Origin of the sequence: Tropicimonas marinistellae, from assembly GCF_001509585.1 — a bacterium.
Taxonomy (GTDB): Bacteria; Pseudomonadota; Alphaproteobacteria; order Rhodobacterales; family Rhodobacteraceae; genus Tropicimonas; species Tropicimonas marinistellae.
Window position 1 is genome coordinate 157,752 of record NZ_LNCI01000003.1, and the last position, 15,240, is coordinate 172,991.

Annotated in this window: 13 protein-coding genes; 7 read left to right on the plus strand and 6 right to left on the minus strand. The window is 62.8% G+C overall.

The features are described from left to right. Nucleotides 1-133: 133 nt before the first annotated feature. The 5 genes from ARC39_RS06965 to ARC39_RS06985 form a co-directional block, all read right to left on the minus strand. Nucleotides 134-889, minus strand: coding sequence for an ABC transporter ATP-binding protein (locus tag ARC39_RS06965; protein ID WP_068112127.1), 756 nt, complete (start codon nucleotides 887-889; stop codon nucleotides 134-136). Between the two features lie 109 nt (nucleotides 890-998). Next, nucleotides 999-1,754 (minus strand): ABC transporter ATP-binding protein, encoded by a 756-nt coding sequence (locus tag ARC39_RS06970; protein WP_068112132.1) that lies wholly within the window; start codon nucleotides 1,752-1,754, stop codon nucleotides 999-1,001. A gap of 12 nt (nucleotides 1,755-1,766) precedes the next feature. Then, on the minus strand, nucleotides 1,767-2,990 hold the full coding sequence (locus ARC39_RS06975) for a branched-chain amino acid ABC transporter permease (protein ID WP_068112135.1): 1,224 nt from the start codon (nucleotides 2,988-2,990) through the stop codon (nucleotides 1,767-1,769). 3 nt (nucleotides 2,991-2,993) lie between these two features. Further along, nucleotides 2,994-4,025 (minus strand): branched-chain amino acid ABC transporter permease, encoded by a 1,032-nt coding sequence (locus tag ARC39_RS06980; RefSeq protein WP_068112139.1) that lies wholly within the window; start codon nucleotides 4,023-4,025, stop codon nucleotides 2,994-2,996. A 146-nt stretch (nucleotides 4,026-4,171) separates the two neighbouring features. Further along, nucleotides 4,172-5,515: a substrate-binding protein gene (locus ARC39_RS06985; RefSeq protein WP_068112140.1), complete on the minus strand. Its 1,344-nt coding sequence runs from the start codon at nucleotides 5,513-5,515 to the stop codon at nucleotides 4,172-4,174. 215 nt (nucleotides 5,516-5,730) lie between these two features. Between ARC39_RS06985 and ARC39_RS06990 the strand changes: the two genes are divergently transcribed. The 5 genes from ARC39_RS06990 to ARC39_RS07010 all read left to right on the plus strand — a co-directional run bounded on the left by ARC39_RS06990 (nucleotide 5,731) and on the right by ARC39_RS07010 (nucleotide 11,986). Further along, entirely contained in the window at nucleotides 5,731-7,044 is a 1,314-nt protein-coding gene (locus ARC39_RS06990; RefSeq protein WP_068112143.1) for a helix-turn-helix transcriptional regulator, read from the plus strand. A 77-nt stretch (nucleotides 7,045-7,121) separates the two neighbouring features. Next, nucleotides 7,122-7,505 carry a response regulator transcription factor gene (locus ARC39_RS06995; RefSeq protein WP_068112146.1) on the plus strand — a complete coding sequence of 128 codons (384 nt, stop codon included), beginning with the start codon at nucleotides 7,122-7,124 and terminating at the stop codon, nucleotides 7,503-7,505. A gap of 10 nt (nucleotides 7,506-7,515) precedes the next feature. Beyond that, on the plus strand, nucleotides 7,516-7,929 hold the full coding sequence (locus ARC39_RS26465; protein ID WP_368085970.1) for a hypothetical protein: 414 nt from the start codon (nucleotides 7,516-7,518) through the stop codon (nucleotides 7,927-7,929). Between the two features lie 3 nt (nucleotides 7,930-7,932). After that, the gene (locus ARC39_RS07005) at nucleotides 7,933-10,641 is read left to right on the plus strand and encodes an ATP-binding protein (RefSeq protein ID WP_068112149.1); all 2,709 of its coding nucleotides are present in this window, start codon (nucleotides 7,933-7,935) and stop codon (nucleotides 10,639-10,641) included. A 106-nt stretch (nucleotides 10,642-10,747) separates the two neighbouring features. Next, nucleotides 10,748-11,986, plus strand: coding sequence for a FliM/FliN family flagellar motor switch protein (locus tag ARC39_RS07010; protein ID WP_068112152.1), 1,239 nt, complete (start codon nucleotides 10,748-10,750; stop codon nucleotides 11,984-11,986). A gap of 63 nt (nucleotides 11,987-12,049) precedes the next feature. Here the strand turns inward: ARC39_RS07010 and ARC39_RS07015 are convergent, their stop codons facing one another. Next, nucleotides 12,050-12,478, minus strand: coding sequence for a protein tyrosine phosphatase family protein (locus ARC39_RS07015; protein WP_068112154.1), 429 nt, complete (start codon nucleotides 12,476-12,478; stop codon nucleotides 12,050-12,052). Between the two features lie 263 nt (nucleotides 12,479-12,741). Between ARC39_RS07015 and ARC39_RS07020 the strand changes: the two genes are divergently transcribed. Continuing rightward, nucleotides 12,742-13,071: a TraR/DksA family transcriptional regulator gene (locus ARC39_RS07020; protein WP_068112158.1), complete on the plus strand. Its 330-nt coding sequence runs from the start codon at nucleotides 12,742-12,744 to the stop codon at nucleotides 13,069-13,071. Between the two features lie 111 nt (nucleotides 13,072-13,182). Beyond that, nucleotides 13,183-15,240: a 3-hydroxyacyl-CoA dehydrogenase family protein gene (locus ARC39_RS07025; protein ID WP_068112161.1), complete on the plus strand. Its 2,058-nt coding sequence runs from the start codon at nucleotides 13,183-13,185 to the stop codon at nucleotides 15,238-15,240.

Genomic DNA, 15,240 nt, shown 5'->3' on the forward strand with positions numbered 1-15,240 from the left:
GGCCCGCGCCAAAGGCGTCAAACTCGTCTCTGATGCCAGCAATAACGCATGTCAGAAAAAGAAATGGGCCCCGAGGGGCCCGACAGTGGAGACGGCGGGCGGTTCTGATGCCGCCCAGCCGGAGACGTTCTTGCTAGATTGCCAGATACTCGGCACGGAGTTCGGCGTTTTCCAAGACTTCGGCTGCTGACCCGTCGAAGACGATGGAGCCAGTGTCGAGGATTACCGAGCGGTCGGCCAGTTCCAAGGCACGCACAGCGTTCTGCTCTACGATGACGGTCGTGATGCCCTGTTCCTTGATGTGGATAAGAGTCTTTTCGATCTCGTCCACGATCACCGGGGCGAGGCCCTCGTAGGGTTCGTCAAGCAGCAGCACCTTGATGTCCCGGGCAAGTGCGCGGGCGATGGAGAGCATCTGCTGCTCTCCGCCCGACAGCGTCACACCCTCCTGCTTCGCCCTTTCCCCAAGTCGGGGGAAGAGGTCATAGAGGCGGTCGATGGTCCAGCCGACGGGTTCGGAGATTTGCGCAAGTTGCAGATTCTCCTCGACCGTCAACCCGGGAATGATCGAACGGTCTTCCGGCACAAGCCCGATTCCGGCCTTTGCGGCCTGGTGGCTCTTCATCGTGTGCAGGTGCTGGTGATCGAGCCAGATCTCGCCATGGGTGACTTGCGGATCGTCCATGCGGGCGATGCCGCGGAGCGTTGTGGTCTTGCCGGCGCCATTGCGGCCCAACAGCGCCAGGATTTCACCTTCGTGGACGTTGAAGGAGATGCCCTGAATAATGTAGCTCTCGCCGTAGTAGGCGTGCATGTCGTAGACGGAGAGGAACGCGGGCGCGGTTGCCGCGAGGTTGGCGTTCTTGGAAAAGTCCGGTTTGACGTTCATTTACGGGCTCCCTTGAAAGGACCGGGCAAGGTGGTGGCCGGCGTGCCGGTGGCGCCTGCGGGAGCCTCCGGCGGGGATATTTTCAGACAGAAGAAACGGGTGCCGGGCATCAGGCGGCCTCGCCGAGATAGGCTTCGCGGACCTTCGGGTTGCCGCGGATGTTATGGGGTTCGTCCTCCACCAGCGGGCTGCCCTGGGCCAGCACCGTTATCCGGTCGGCGAGGCTGAAGACGACGTGCATGTCGTGCTCGATGATGCAGATCGTGATGTCGCGGCTATCCTTGATCTCTTTCAGCAGGTCGATCGTGTTGTTGGTGTCGGCCCGTGCCATGCCGGCGGTGGGCTCGTCCAGCAGCAGCAGGCGCGGCTCCTGTAGAAGGCACATGGCCATTTCCAGCCGCCGCTTGTCGCCGCGGGAGAGGGCGGCCGCGTGCATGTGAATCTTGTCCTGCATGTTCACGTCGACCAGCATCTGTTCGGCCTTGATGCAGATATCCTTCTCGTTGGACACGCTTTCGAACGCATGCATCCGGAAGGACCCGTCGCGCCGGGCGAAGGCAGGTATGACCATGTTCTCGAACACGGTCAGGTCTCCGAAGATCTCGGGGGTCTGAAAGACCCTTGAGATGCCCATCTGGTTGATCTCGAAGGGGGTGCGGCCCAGCACCGACTTGCCGTCGAAGCTGACGGAGCCGGTGTCTGGGATGAGCTTGCCCACGAGGCAGTTGAGAAGGGTGGATTTACCGGCACCGTTGGGGCCGATGATGGCGTGAACGGTGTTTTCGGCCACCGAGAGGTTCACGTCGCCCAGGGCCTGCAGGCCGCCGAAGCGCTTGTTCACCCCTTTGACTTCAAGAATTCCCATTGTCAGGTCTCCCTATTCGGCCACATGGGGCGTTTCCTTGGGGTGATGCTCGGGGTCTGGCCCTGCATCCTCGTCCTTGCGCCCGCGGCGCAGCAGCCGCGACAGTCGCTGACCGCCTTCTACGAGCCCGCCGGGCAGGAAGGTCACCACGAGCATGAACAGGATGCCGAGCGTCAGGTGCCAGCCCTTGCCGACAAACGGGTGAACGAGAAAGACGAGCGTGTCCTCCATCCCGTCTGGCAGGAACGCGAACCACTGGTGCAGGACGTTGTCGTTGATTTTCGAGAAGATGTTCTCGAAGTACTTGATGAAGCCGGCACCGAGAACCGGACCGATCAGGGTGCCGGCACCGCCGAGGATTGTCATGAGAACCACTTCGCCGGAGGCCGTCCATTGCATGCGTTCGGCGCCCGCGAGCGGGTCCATCGATGCCATGAGCCCGCCTGCGAGGCCTGCATACATGCCGGAAATGATGAAGGCCGCAAGCGTGTAGGGCTTGGGATTCAGTCCGGTGTAGTTCAACCGTTGCTGGTTCGATTTCACCGCGCGCAGCATGAGGCCGAAGGGGGAACGGAAGATGCGCAACGAAATGTAGAAGGCGAAGATCATGATGATCGCGCAGAGATAGTATCCGGCGTTGAAGTCGAAAGACCAGGCGCCGACATCGAGCGTATGGGTCGCCCGCATTTCGATGCCAAAGAAATTGGTCACCGGGATGCCGCCTTGATCGGTCGCCGACTGGCCGAGCACGCGCGGATCGTCCAGCGTGAGTTGCAGGCCGGTCTCGCCATTGGTGATCGGGGTAAGTACCGAATAGGCGAGGTTGAAGGACATTTGTGCGAAGGCGAGCGTCAGGATCGAGAAGTAAATCCCTGAGCGTCGAAGTGACACAAAGCCGATCAGGACCGAGAAGAGGCCCGCGATGACCATCGCCAGCAGGATTGCCGGGACGACGTTCATCGACAGCAGCTTGAACATCCAAACCGCCGAATAAGAGCCGACACCGAGGAAGGCGGCGTGGCCGAAGGAGAGGTACCCGGTCAGCCCGAAGAGAATGTTGAAGCCGATGGCGAAGATGCCGAAGATCACGAAGCGCTGCATCAGGTCCGGGTAGCCGGCGTTGAATTGCGCCATCGCGGAGCCGCTCGGGAAGGGGTTGAGCAGGAACGGGGCGAACATCGCCAGTGCAATCACAACCAGCAGGAGCGTCGTGTCTTTCTTGTCGAGACCGAGCATGGTTTAGTCCTCCATCACGCCCTTGCGGCCCATGAGCCCGCGGGGACGCGTGAGCAGAATGATGATAGCGACCAGGTAGATGATGATCTGGTCGATGCCGGGAAGGATGCTTTTCACCCAGGTCATGGAGGCGAAGCTCTCAAGGATGCCGAGCAGGAAGCCAGCGAGTACCGCGCCGGGCAGGCTGCCCATGCCGCCAACGACCACCACGACGAAGGACAAGACAAGGAAGTCCATTCCCATGTGATAGTTGGGCGAGTTGATCGGGGCATACATCACGCCGGCAAGACCGGCGACAGCAGCCGCAAGGCCGAACATCATCGTGAAGCGCTTGTCGATGTCGATCCCGAGCAAGCCAACGGTTTCACGGTCGGCCATGCCCGCCCGAACGACCATCCCAAAGGTGGTGAACTGCAGGAAGGCAAAGACCCCGCCGATAATGATCATGGCGAAGAGGAAATAGACCATCCGCCAGTACGGGTAGATGATGACATTGGGATCGAAGCCCAGGAGGACGCCGAAATCGAAGCTGCCCTTGAAGACATCGGGTGCGGGCGTAGGGATCGGGTTGGCGCCAAAGAAATACTTGATGATCTCCTGAAGCACGATCGCGAGTCCGAATGTCACGAGGATCTGGTCTGCGTGGGGGCGCTTGTAGAAGTGCTTGATCAGCCCGCGTTCCATGGCGAAGCCGATGGAGATCATGATCGGGATGGCAAAGAGGATCGAGAGCGGTACCGCCCAGTCGATGATCGCCGCGCCCGTTTCTGGGCCGAACCAAGCCTCCACATAGGGCGTCTTGACCTTCATTGGGTTGCCGAGGAAGTCCGTTTTCGTCTCGTCAATCGTCTCGAAGGAAAGCGTCAGCAGGCGGCTGAGCGTGACCGAGCAGAACGCGCCGAGCATGAAGAGGGCGCCATGGGCGAAGTTCACGACACCAAGCGTGCCGAAGATAAGGGTCAGGCCGAGGGCGATCAGCGCATAGGCAGACCCCTTGTCGAGACCGTTTAGGATTTGGAGAAGAATGGCGTCCATCGTCCCACCCTTGCGGAATGATTGGAAAGGCGCCCCGCCCGTGGGCGAGGCGGCGAAAGTCCCGCCGGGAGCAGGGCTTTATGAAAAGCCCCGCAAGGATCCCTGGATAGGGAGTTTCCCTCCCGGCGGTCCTGTACGACGTCAGGTCAGCCGTTGTTGCACTCGCCGAGCGCACCGCCGGCGAACATCGGATGGTCGACCGGGTAGGTGACCTGTGCGGCCGGGGTGATCTCGACGATTTCGAGCAGGTCGAATTCCGAGGTCGGGTTATCCTTACCCTTCACCACGAGCACGTCCTTGAAGCACTGGTGATCTTCGGCGCGGTAGAGCGTCGGGCCATTGCCCAGGCCGTCGAACTCGAAGCCTTCGAGGGCTGCGGCGACATCGCAGGGCGCGAAGGAGCCGGCGCGAGTGACGGCGTCCGCGTAGAGCAGGGTTTGCACGTAGCAGGTGTGCGCAGCCTGGCTCGGCGGGAAGCCGTATTTCGTCCCGAACGATTTCACGAAGGCCTGGGACCCCTCATCCTGAAGCGACCAGTGCCAGTTCGTCGATCCGAAGATACCCTTCACGTTCTCGCCTGCACCCTTAGCCATCAGGCGGGAGTAGAGGGGCACGACGATTTCGAAGTTCTTGCCGTTCACCTGCTTTTCGCGCAGCCCGAACTGGACGGCGTTGGTGAGCGAGTTGACCATGTTGCCGCCGTAGTGGTTGAGAACCAGCACGTCGGCGCCGGAGTTCAGAACCGGTGCGATGTAGGAGGAGAAGTCCGTCGCTGCCAGCGGGGTCAGGACATTGTTGACAGTCTCCCAGCCGAGCGCCTCGGTGGCGGCGGCAATGGATTCCTGCTGGGTCCAGCCCCAGGTGTAGTCGGCGGTCAGGTGGTAGGCCTTCCGGTCGGAGCCGTAGGCGTTCTTCAGCACGGGAGCGAGGGCGGCCCCGGACATGTAGCCGTTGAAGAAGTGGCGGAAACCGTTGGCCTTCTTGTCCTTGCCGGTGGTGTCGTTGGAGTGGGTCAGGCCCGCCATGAAGATAACGCCGGCTTCCTGGCAGAGGCCCTGAACTGCGATCGCCACGCCGGAGGACGAGCCGCCGGTAATCATGATGGCGCCGTCTTTTTCGATCATCGACTTGGCGGAGGCGCGGGCGGCGTCGGATTTGGTCTGGGTGTCACCGGTCACGTACTCGACTTTCTTGCCGAGGATGCCGGTGCCGTCGAGCACCTTCGAGGAGAAGGTGTTGAGCATCCCACCGTCGCCACCGCCGTTCAGGTGCTCGACCGCGAGTTCGTATGCGCGCAGTTCATCTGCGCCTTCGTCGGCGTAGGGGCCTGTCTGCGGTACGTTGAAGCCGAGTGTCACGCTGGAGCCGGTCGGCTCGTTCATGAACGCGTTGGCGGAGCTTGCCGTGAAGATCGTCGGCAGCGCCAGGCCGGCACCAGCGGCAGCACCAGACTTCAGCGCGCCACGGCGCGTCACGTTGAGTTTCGACATGTGTTCCTCCCAATGGAATGTGTCCGGAGCCTTACCTCCCGCGCCGGACGCCCTGTTCACAGGCTCCTTCAGTATCGGCGGGTATTGTCAAAGCTGGCAACAACTCCTTTTGACAAAAGATTTTTTTTGTAAATAAATAGACAGTGGATCGTGGGTGTGTGTAAAAGATTTCTCACTGCGGCGCAGAAAGCCGTTGGGAAGATGGGGAAAAGTTCATGGCGCGCAGTTCGCTGACAGGCAGCCGTATCAGGGAGCGGCGCACGATGATGGGCCGGAAACAGGCCGATCTAGCAAGATCGGTCGGTATTTCTCCGTCGTATCTCAATCTGATCGAGCACAATCGGCGAAGAATCGGCGGCAAACTCATTCAAGATATTGCGCGAGAACTCGGTGTTGAGCCGTCGGCGTTGACCGAAGGGGCGGAGGCGGCACTTCTAAACGCTCTCAGAGAGGCTGCCGTGGGTCATGCGGGTGCCGGGGAGGAACTGTCCCGGCTCGAAGAGTTTGTCGGACGTTTCCCGGGGTGGGCAAGGCTCTTGGCCGACACACGCCAGCGCGCGACAGCGCTGGAGCACTCAGTCGAGGTGCTGTCGGATCGAATGACCCACGATCCATTTCTGTCGGCGTCCTTGCACGAGGTCATCTCCACCGTGACAGCAATCCGCTCCACGGCCACCATCCTCGCGGAGACCAGGGATATCGATCCTGAATGGCGCGAGCGGTTTCACCGAAACATGGCTGAAGAATCCGCCCGGCTCGCCGAGAGCGCGGAGGCGTTGGTGCGGTACTTGGACGAGGCGAGTTCGACCGAATTCACCGGGTCAACACCGCAGGAGGAGCTGGATGGCTGGTTGAGGGATGCACAATTCTTCGTGCCGGATCTTGAGGGCGACACGCCTGCCGAACCCGCCGAAATCGTACGCGGAACAGAAGCGTTGCGAAGTTCGGCGGCTCAGGCATTGGCAGAAGCCTACCTGACCGACTACCGGAGGGATGCGGCGCGAATGCCGCTTGAGGCATTTCTCGACGCTGCGGTGGCGCAGCGTTTCGACCCGGCCGCCCTCGCGATGCGTTTCGGCGTCGATCTCGCCGCCGTGTTCCGCCGGATTGCCGCGCTGCCGGCCGAGCGGATCGGGGCGGAGATCGCACTTGTTGCCTGCGACGGGTCAGGTACGCTGACGTTTCGCAAGCCAGTCGAAGGCTTCCCGCTGCCGCGCTACTCGGCGGCCTGTCCGCTGTGGCCGCTCTACCAGGCTTTGGCGCGACCCATGTCGCCGGTTCGTCAATGGGTGGAATTGGGAGGACGCAACCCGCGCCGCTTTCTGGCCTTTGCGGTGTGCCAGCCCAGTCAACCGACGGGCTTCGACGGACCACAGGTTCTTGAGGCGACCATGCTCGTATTGCCAAGCGAGCTTGCCGATGACACGCAACCTGCACAAGTGTTTGAAATCGGAACTTCTTGCCGAATTTGTTCGCGCTCCGACTGCGCGGCCAGGCGCGAACCGTCGATCATGGCACAGGTGTTTTGACTTGGCCGCCGTAAGCGGCAATAGTGAACGCGAAGCGGGCGCGCGCAACGAAGACCCGCTTGCGGGGGGGAGACCGTATGTCGAAACGCGTGCTGCTCGTCGAAGATGAGCCAAACATCATTGAGGCAATCCGGTTCATTCTGTCGAGAGACGGATGGGCGGTGGACACCCATGTCGATGGTGCCTCAGCTGTCGACAAGGTACTGGCAGGTCCGCCGGACGTTCTGGTGCTCGACGTGATGTTGCCGGGCAAGTCAGGCTTCGACATTCTGAAGGAGCTACGGGCGGAACCGGCCACGGTCGACCTGCCGGTATTGATGCTTACTGCCAAGGGGCAAGGGCGCGACCGCGAGTTAGCGGAGCGATACGGCGTGACCTGCTTCATGACGAAGCCATTCGCAAATGCCGAGGTCCTCGATACCGTCAATGCGCTCAAGGCCGGCGCACTCGGACAGGTGTGAGGGTAGGGGGGTGAGCGACGATCCGGGGCCGCGGTTGCCGGACCGGGACGCGGGCGACCGATCAACAGGTCCGGTCGCATCGGTTCCGCCGCCCGAACGCTGGCACGATTGGGCGGACTTGCCGTTTCAGGGGGGGGCGGAGCGCAGTCACCAGCCGGTCTTTCTCGAGCGCGACATCTACCGCCGCCGGCGCGTGATGGACGCGGCGCGCCTGTTGCCACTGCTCGGCGCGATCCTCATGCTCCTTCCGATGATCTGGGCGCCCGGCGAGGGAACGTCTTCCGGCGTCGTCTATCTGTTCCTTGTATGGGCCGGCCTCATCGTCGTGGCAGCCTACCTGGAACGTCGGCTCTCCGAACCGCTTAGGGAGGTCGACCGGGCTGAACGCAGCGCGGACGAGACCGGCGAGCAAGAGGAGCGCTGACCCATGTCGTTCAATGCGCTCGTCGCCATTTCGCTTGCCTATGTCGCCTTCCTGTTCGCCGTCGCCTATTTCGCTGAGCGGCGCACGCGGCGAACGGGGGGCGGTTGGTTAGGCTCGCCGCTGGTCTACACCCTGTCGCTGTCGGTCTATTGCACCGCGTGGACCTTCTACGGTGCCGTCGGCTATGCCGCGCGGTCAGGGCTGGAGTTCATCACGATCTACCTTGGCCCGACGCTGGTGTTCACGGGCTGGTGGCTGCTCTTGCGGAAACTGGTGCGCGTGGGACGCAGCCAACGGATCACCTCGATTGCCGACATGATCTCCTCGCGGTACGGCAAGTCGAATGCACTCGGTGTGCTGGTGACCGTCATGGCCGTTGTGGGCACCACACCCTATATCGCGCTTCAGTTGCAGTCCGTTACCCTTTCATTCGGGGTGTTCGCCGAAACGGAGGCCGAGACCTGGACGCCGTCCAATCCTGCCTCGACCGGGCTTTGGGTCGCCTGCGGCCTGGCGCTGTTCACAATTCTCTTCGGGACGCGGAATCTCAACACGAACGAACGCCACTACGGCGTCGTTATGGCCATCGCGGTAGAGGCGGTGGTCAAGTTGCTGGCACTCATGGCTGTCGGATCGTTCGTCGTCTGGGGGCTGGCCGGGGGACCGGCGGACATACTCGCCCGGATCGACGCTTCTCCCATCGCGGGCTGGGAGATCGTGCCGGCGCGATGGGCTGGTTTGATCTTCACCTCGGCCGCCGCGATCCTCTGCCTGCCGCGGATGTTCCAGGTAATGGTGGTGGAAAACGCCGACGAGGCGCATCTTGGCGTCGCCTCTTGGGCATTTCCGCTATATCTCTGCCTGATGAGCCTTTTCGTGGTGCCGATTGCCGTGGTCGGACTCGCCACCATGCCGGAGGGAGCCAATCCGGACCTCTTCGTACTGACGTTACCGCTCCGCGAGGAATGGCATGGTCTTGCCGTGTTCGCCTTTCTCGGCGGGTTCTCATCGGCAACCTCGATGGTTATCGTGGCGGCGCTAGCGTTGGCGACCATGGTCTCCAACCATATTGTCATGCCGCTTTACCTGTCGCGCCAGAAGGACGGCGCAACCATGGCCGGGGATGTGCGGCGAGTGGTCTTGCTGGCGCGGCGGTTTTCCATCGGAGCGGTATTGTCCCTTGGCTATCTTTACTACCGGTTCTCAGGCGGCTCGGCTGCACTTGCCTCGATCGGTCTTATTTCGTTTGTCGGGGTCAGCCAGGTGCTTCCGGCACTGCTTGGCGGGTTGTTCTGGCGGGGAGGTACACGGGTTGGCGCGGCGGCAGGGCTGATTACCGGCTTCACCATCTGGGCCTACACGCTGTTTCTGCCGAGTTTCGGCGATGCCGGTCCAATGAGCGAGGTCATGATGGCTCATGGGCCGTTCGGGATCTCCTGGCTGCGGCCCCAAGCGCTCTTCGGTATCGCCGGGATGGACCCGCTGATTCACACGGTGTTCTGGTCGATCTTGCTGAACACGATCGCATATTGCGGCTTCTCCATCGCGTCGTTCCCGACGCCGTTGGAGCGGTTGCAGGGGGCGCAGGTTGTCAATGTGTTCGAACACACGCTCGGCGCTCGTGGTTGGACGCGGGGCAGCGCCCGGGCGGAGGACCTGTTGATGATGGCTCAGCGGATCCTTGGGGCTTCGGATGCGCAAGCCCTGTTCCAGTCCGAGGCCGCGTCCCAGGGCAAGGCGGGGTACTTACCCGATACGACCCCGGAATTTCTTGCCCGCCTGGAGAGGGAACTCTCCGCCAGCGTCGGCGGTGCGACGGCGCACGCCATGGTCGGGCAAATCGCTGGTTCGTCGTCCGTCCTGGTTGAGGATCTCATTCGTGTCGCGGACGAAGCGCAGCAGATTTTGGAGTATTCCAACCGGCTGGAGGCCCAGTCGGAGGAACTGGAGCGCACCGCGCGCCAGCTGCGGGAGGCCAACCAGAAACTCACCGAAATCTCCATCCAGAAAGATGCGTTTCTGAGCCAGATCAGCCATGAACTGCGCACACCCATGACGTCGGTCCGTGCATTTGCGGAGATACTGCGCGAGGGTGATCTGAGCGAGCAGGAAACGGTCCGCTACGCTGGCATCATTCACGACGAAGCCATTCGCCTGACACGATTGCTCGACGATCTTCTGGATCTCAGCGTTCTGGAGAATGCCCAAGTGAGCCTCACGCTCGGGCCGGCGCGCTTGAACGAGCTGATAGACCGGGCGATTGCGGCTACGGGTGCGATGACGGAGGTACGTGCGCAAGACGGATTGCAGGTGTTCCGCAACCCGGCGGACGAGCAAATCGATCTTGTCACGGACGCAGACCGACTGACGCAGGTGTTCATCAACCTGATCGGTAACGCGAAGAAGTATTGCGATGCGGAATGGCCGCAACTTCAGATTCGCGTCCGGCGACTCGCGGGGCGGGCGGTGGTCGACTTCATCGACAACGGCTCGGGTATTCCGGACCGGAGCCAGGACATCATCTTCGAAAAGTTCTCCCGCCTGTCCGACCAAGCCGCCGCCGGCGGCGCGGGTCTTGGCCTTGCAATCTGCCGGGAAATCATGGTGCGCCTTGGTGGCGCGATCGAGTACCTGCCGGGGCAGGGCGGCGCGGCATTCCGGGTGAGTGTACCGCTGGCAGAAGGGGCGGGGTCCGCACGCGCTGCCGAATAAGGCGCGCAATCAGACCCGCCTTAACGGTTTGCCAAGAGACTCCGGCGCATCTTGATTCTGAAAGGTTCCGCCGCGGTCGCGCGCGCGGATGAGGGATGACGTCGCAATGAGCGAGCAAGAAGCGCAATCGGTGCTTCGGCGCATGGCTGCCGCCGGGCGGGACGCTGCCCCGGGCGGTCAAGCCGTATTGCCCGCCCGCGCGCTCGCATCCGGTCTCAGCAAGGCGGCTGAAGCCTCGATATCCATGGCCGTGCTTGCCACGGCGACGTCGGAGCGGGTGGGAGGACTTCCCGACATCCTTGAAACGGTGCCCGAAGGCGGCCTGATCGCGGTGCTCGAAGGGCCGGGAGAGACGCAGGGCCTCATGTGTTTCGACCATGCGCTGCTGTCTGCCGTGATAGAGATGCAGATGACGGGAGGAATTGCTCCCAGGACGCCGCCGACCCGCCCTGTGACCCGAACGGACGCGGCCCTTGCAGCGGATCTGATCGACGCAGCGCTTCGGGAATTCGAAGCACCGCTCCTTGGGCGGCAGGAGGCACGCTGGGCGGCGGGGTTCGGGTACCATAGCCATCTGGAAGGCATTCGGCCTCTTGGACTGATGCTGGACGAGGTCGACTATCGGATTTTCGGACTGGAACTGGACCTGGAACAAGGATGCCGTGCGGGAAACCTCATGCTCGCCTTGCCGGCGGAGGGTCAGGGTGCTGTCGGCGAGCCGGTGGATCGTGCGGCCAGACCGGAACGCGATACCCTATGGCAGACCGAGTTCGGAGAGGCTGTCATGGGCGCAGGCGTGCGTCTTCAGGCGATAATGCACCGCGTCAAGCTTCCCTTCGATGAGGTTGCACATCTCGAGGTTGGTGACGAAATCCCGCTTCCCGCAATCAGTATCGACCGCGTGCGCCTAATCGCGGCGGGCGGGCGGACCTGTGCTATGGGGCGCCTTGGTCAGAGCCGCGGGAATAAAGCGATCCGCATCGGGTCACTTGGAGATGCTCCGCCTGCGGGTGACACTCGTCGGGCCACTTCAATTGCGCTGCCTGGAGAGACCTCCGGCGACATCGCAGGCCTCGATCCGGTACCCTTCGCGGAGATGTCTTCCATGCCTGGCGAACCGGACGTGTCGGCGCTTGATACGGTCGCGCTGCCTGGCACCGATCTGGTGAGTGATGAGGGACCCAATCTGGCGAATCCACCTGCCGTTGACGTCGCGGAGCTTTCAAACGACGACGGCGGGTTGCCCGATCTATCCGACCTTCCCGGTCTTTCCGATCTGCCTGACCTGCCGGATCTGCCCGATCTTCCAGACCTGCCAAGCCTTTCCTCGCCGCCGGAAAGCTGAATGGACGCTGAAGGAGCGACGGTGTCGAGACTTCCGGCAGACATCGCGTGACGCCGCCAAAGTTCACTCGATGCGCGCGGCAATCTCCAATTGCTCACGAAGGTGGTTTAGCGGGTAACCTGCACGCATTGCCGCGTTTATCAGCGTATCCGGCGCGGTCGAACGGGCGGCGCCAAACATCCAGACCACGGTGGATCGGGTGCCTGACGCGCAATAGGCGAGCACGGGCCCATCCGAATTCGCGATTGCGTCGCGCTGCAGGCGAACAGCCTCGCGGCCGACATCTCGGGAGTCGATGGGATTGTCGACGAAGGTCAAGTCAACCTGTTCAGCCGCCGCGCGAACCATTTCCGCGCGCAAGAACGGCGGAATCTCATCGTCCGGCCGGTTGCAGATGATGGTCCGGAACCCGGCCGCCACAATAGCGGGCACGTCCTCCGGCGTGATCTGTGGCGAGACCGCGTAGGTCTCGGAAAGGGGGCGAATATCCATGGCTCTCCATCCTCTTCTTTGGCTCCGGGGTCAAGGCGCCGGACGGGTCCTGGCGGAGCCGGTCGCAACGGCCAGGCCGCGAAGACCGTTTTGGCGGCGAAGATCGGTCGCCGCGCTCAATCGCTGGTGCGACCTGTTGCGCTAGCGCCGCTGCACCATGATCCAGCGTAGTTCCCGGCTGCTGGCATTGATTTGCGTCAATGACGAAAACAGGTGGGGCGCGTAGCGTGTCAGATCGGGAACCTGCAGATAGGAGAACAAAAATGGTTGCGGTTCTGGAACGTAAGGCGCAACTGGAGGCGCGTCTTGCGGCATTGGAAGAGAAGTTGCGCGAGATCGACGAGGAACTCGACAGCCATCAATCGCGGGATTGGGAAGAACTCGCGGTTGAGCGCGAGACCGACGAGGTGCTTGAGGGGGAAGGGCGCGCGGGCAAGGTCGAGATCGCGGCTATCCGTGCGGCTCTTCGGCGTATCGAGGAGGGCACCTACGGCGAATGCGTCCAATGCGGCGAGGACATTTCCGAGGCGCGCCTCGACGTCCTCCCGTTCACGCCATTCTGCGCGGCATGCGCCAACAAGCTTCATAAATAGGTTTCGGACGTCAGTTCGCGGCTCGGTCAATCAGTGTCTTGCCACTCGGGCGCACGACGGGTTTGATCGCGGTGTCTGGTCGGTTAGGAAGGCCGGAGGCAGGAGCAGCGCATGGCGGTTCTTCGAATGGAAGTAGAACGGATCGGACCGGTGGCGCTGCTGGCGCTCGGCTCCGCTGTCCTTGATGCGCCACTTCGAGCCCAGATCATGTCGACCTTGGACGCGCTCGAGGACGATGCCGACGTTCGCGCAATCGTCCTGGTGTTGCCGGCCTGCGATGCAACCGCAGCAACGCTCGATACCTCGCCAGAGACCACGCCGGCTCTGGCCGATCTGTGTACGACGTTGGAGGCGTTCGGCCGGCCGATTGTCGCGGCGTTGACAGGGTGTGCCAGCGGGACGTTGGCGGAACTCGCGCTCAGCGCGCATTTCCGTCTTCGTGGGGAAGGGCCGTGCCTCGCGCTATCCGCAATCGAGACCGGTACGCTGGAGGGCGGCGGTGCGACGCAACGGTTGCCGCGACTGGGTGGTGCGGCTTTCGCGCTCGAAGCTTTGCTTGGTGGAACCCCACTTTCCGCCGAGGCGGCCTGTACGGCCGGAGTTCTGGATGGCGTGGTTCAGGGTGACGTGATCGAGGCGGCGTTGTCCCTTGCGGAAAAACTTGCACAGGCTGATGCGCCTCCACGGCCGGCACGCCTACGCAACGAGGCATTGTCGGACCGGGCCGCGTTCCATGACGCTGTGGAGACAGCGCGAAAACGGTACGACACACCTCCGGCAAATCGGATCATCGAATGCGTTGAGGCGGCGCTCGTGCTGCCCTTCGATGCCGGGGTCGCATTCGAGCGTGCGGCAGCCGAGGCACTGCGGCAAGCGCCGGAGGCGGCAGCTTTGCGCCATGTGGTTTCAGCCGAACGCAAGGTGGCCGCGTCGGTTGAGGTAACGGCCAACCCGCTACCGATCCGCCATGTCTCGGTCCATGCCGGCGACACCACCGCGGCACCTTTCGCATTGGCACTGCTGCGGGCCGGCGTCGAGGTCACGGTTGCCGAGCATGCACCGGGTCGGGAAATGTTGTCGCGTATCGGGGAAGAGTTGGCGCGCGATGTGGCAGACGGCCGGTGTGACGAGGCCACACGGCGCGCGCACCTGACCCGGTTGCACGCAGGTCGGTCTGGTGGGGGGGCATGCGGAGATCTGGCCTTGCGTTTCATGGCGCAGGACGGGCGTGTGCCGCGATTGATGTGCCATCCTTCCGGCGGGCCCGAACCGATCCGGGTCACAGTCGTTCCGGCGGATGATCCGCTTGATGTCGCAGCAGAGGTGAATGGCACGGAGTTGCACCTGGCAATGACCGAGCGGTTTCGACCGGGGAGCCTGGCGGAACTCCTGCCCGGTGTCGCGTCCTCCCCTTCCGTCGTTTCGTCGGTAACCGGGCTGTTGCGGTTGATCGGGGCCTTTCCCATCGTGTCGGGACAGTCGACTTTGTCCATTGCCGGTGTGCTGACGTCGCGGCTTCGTACGGCGGCTGATCATCTGTTGGAAGACGGTGCCACGCCGCAATCGATAGACGCAGCGCTTGAGGCGGCCGGTTATTCACTGGGGCCGTATCGACGGCTCGACTGCGAAGGGTTGAGCGGCGTCCACCGTCGCCGGCGCGCGCGGGCCGAGATGCGCGATCCGCGCGACCGCTACGTGCCAGTGCTGGACCGGCTCTGCGCGACCGGCCGCTGGGGCAAAGAGGCGGGGCAGGGGTATTATGATTATCCGGACGGTATTCCGGAGGGGCTTGCTTCGGGCGCGGTCGGGCGCATCGTGCAGGACGTACGCAGCGCTGCCGGGGTCGCCCCACGCCCGATATCGGCCGCTGAGATTGTGGATCGATGTCAACTCGCGCTGATCTCGGCCGGTTTTTCGGCGCTCGGAAGCGGCGTGGCGAAGTCTCCGACCGATGTCGACCTTGTGGCGGTCCACGGTCTTGGATTTCCCCGAAGCCTTGGGGGGCCAATGTATCAAGCCGGTCTGCTCGGGCTGGCGGAGGTGCATGGCAGGCTCTTGGAGCTTGCGCAGCGGGCGGACGCGCGGTTCTGGGCACCGCCGCGGTTTCTGGAACGCATGGTGGTGCGTGGAGCGGCGTCAGGTTTTCCCCACGGCGCGCCAGCGGCCTGA

What these genes read in the sequence shown, in the direction of transcription:
- ARC39_RS06965 (WP_068112127.1), bottom strand. Translation starts at nt 889, where the DNA reads ATGAACGTCAAACCGGACTTTTCCAAGAACGCCAACCTCGCGGCAACC.
- ARC39_RS06970 (WP_068112132.1), bottom strand. Translation starts at nt 1,754, where the DNA reads ATGGGAATTCTTGAAGTCAAAGGGGTGAACAAGCGCTTCGGCGGCCTG.
- ARC39_RS06975 (WP_068112135.1), bottom strand. Translation starts at nt 2,990, where the DNA reads ATGCTCGGTCTCGACAAGAAAGACACGACGCTCCTGCTGGTTGTGATT.
- ARC39_RS06980 (WP_068112139.1), bottom strand. Translation starts at nt 4,025, where the DNA reads ATGGACGCCATTCTTCTCCAAATCCTAAACGGTCTCGACAAGGGGTCT.
- ARC39_RS06985 (WP_068112140.1), bottom strand. Translation starts at nt 5,515, where the DNA reads ATGTCGAAACTCAACGTGACGCGCCGTGGCGCGCTGAAGTCTGGTGCT.
- ARC39_RS06990 (WP_068112143.1), top strand. Translation starts at nt 5,731, where the DNA reads ATGGCGCGCAGTTCGCTGACAGGCAGCCGTATCAGGGAGCGGCGCACG.
- ARC39_RS06995 (WP_068112146.1), top strand. Translation starts at nt 7,122, where the DNA reads ATGTCGAAACGCGTGCTGCTCGTCGAAGATGAGCCAAACATCATTGAG.
- ARC39_RS07005 (WP_068112149.1), top strand. Translation starts at nt 7,933, where the DNA reads ATGTCGTTCAATGCGCTCGTCGCCATTTCGCTTGCCTATGTCGCCTTC.
- ARC39_RS07010 (WP_068112152.1), top strand. Translation starts at nt 10,748, where the DNA reads ATGAGCGAGCAAGAAGCGCAATCGGTGCTTCGGCGCATGGCTGCCGCC.
- ARC39_RS07015 (WP_068112154.1), bottom strand. Translation starts at nt 12,478, where the DNA reads ATGGATATTCGCCCCCTTTCCGAGACCTACGCGGTCTCGCCACAGATC.
- ARC39_RS07020 (WP_068112158.1), top strand. Translation starts at nt 12,742, where the DNA reads ATGGTTGCGGTTCTGGAACGTAAGGCGCAACTGGAGGCGCGTCTTGCG.
- ARC39_RS07025 (WP_068112161.1), top strand. Translation starts at nt 13,183, where the DNA reads ATGGCGGTTCTTCGAATGGAAGTAGAACGGATCGGACCGGTGGCGCTG.